Annotated in this window: 1 protein-coding gene; it reads right to left on the reverse strand. The window is 55.1% G+C overall.

All coding sequences use genetic code 11. The features are described from left to right. Positions 1 to 81: 81 nt before the first annotated feature. On the reverse strand, positions 82 to 492 hold the full coding sequence (locus tag AWU74_RS06810) for a hypothetical protein (RefSeq protein ID WP_162504977.1): 411 nt from the start codon (positions 490 to 492) through the stop codon (positions 82 to 84). Positions 493 to 766: the final 274 nt, after the last annotated feature.

The raw sequence follows: 766 nt of genomic DNA on the forward strand, positions 1-766 counted from the left end.
CGAAACGCGTTGCTCTCGGTTCTTTCAGGGCGTATTTTTTTTGCGCGGGGGACTTGCGCAAAAATATATTTCGTGCTATAGTTATGGGCGAGGCGGCGCCGTCTGCGTATCTGTGCTGTGCGGGGTTTGATTCCGGTAGTTTCCTCCCCGCTCCGCCCTAAAAGAAAAGCCTTCTTTGTTTTCGTTCATCGGCACGGTGCGGGACGGCGCTGCCTCTTTTTTCTCCTGTTTCCGGGTAACGTAAATGTTTGAGCGCTGTCCCCGCCGATATGCGGAAGCGAAATTCTTCCATGTTGATTTGCATAACGGCGGCGGGCGGCGCTCTTTTTTCAGCGCGGCGCGGCGGTATCCGCGTACAAGCCCCTTTCGTGCTGTATCTTTTGTGCGCGGAGGCTTGCCAAAAGATATATTCTGTGCTATAATCATATACATAGGCTGAGGTGTCGCCGTCTGCGGACTGTGCCGGGGCGCGGCAGCGGAAATGTTCTCCATATCTCCGTTTTCCTAGTCGCTGCCCGCCGAAAGAAGGCGGCGCGGTATCAAAGGACGGCGACGCCTCTTTTTTCTGTTTCTCTATTAAACTAAAGCCCTCTTGCGAAAGCAGGAGGGCTTTGTTGCGTGCGCGCCCGTCAAAGAGCCGTCTCATACGCCTTTTGACTCCCCGCGCGGGCTTCACCACACTGCGATACTTCGTCCTATTGCGGCAAGCTTGTGACCGCGGGCGCGGCCGTTCCCTTTGCCGCCTTGCAAAAATAGGATAAATGCT

Source organism: Treponema endosymbiont of Eucomonympha sp. (genome assembly GCF_001028545.1).

Excerpts from the sequence above, each read along its gene's own strand:
- AWU74_RS06810 (WP_162504977.1), bottom strand. The coding sequence starts at position 492 with ATGGAGAACATTTCCGCTGCCGCGCCCCGGCACAGTCCGCAGACGGCG.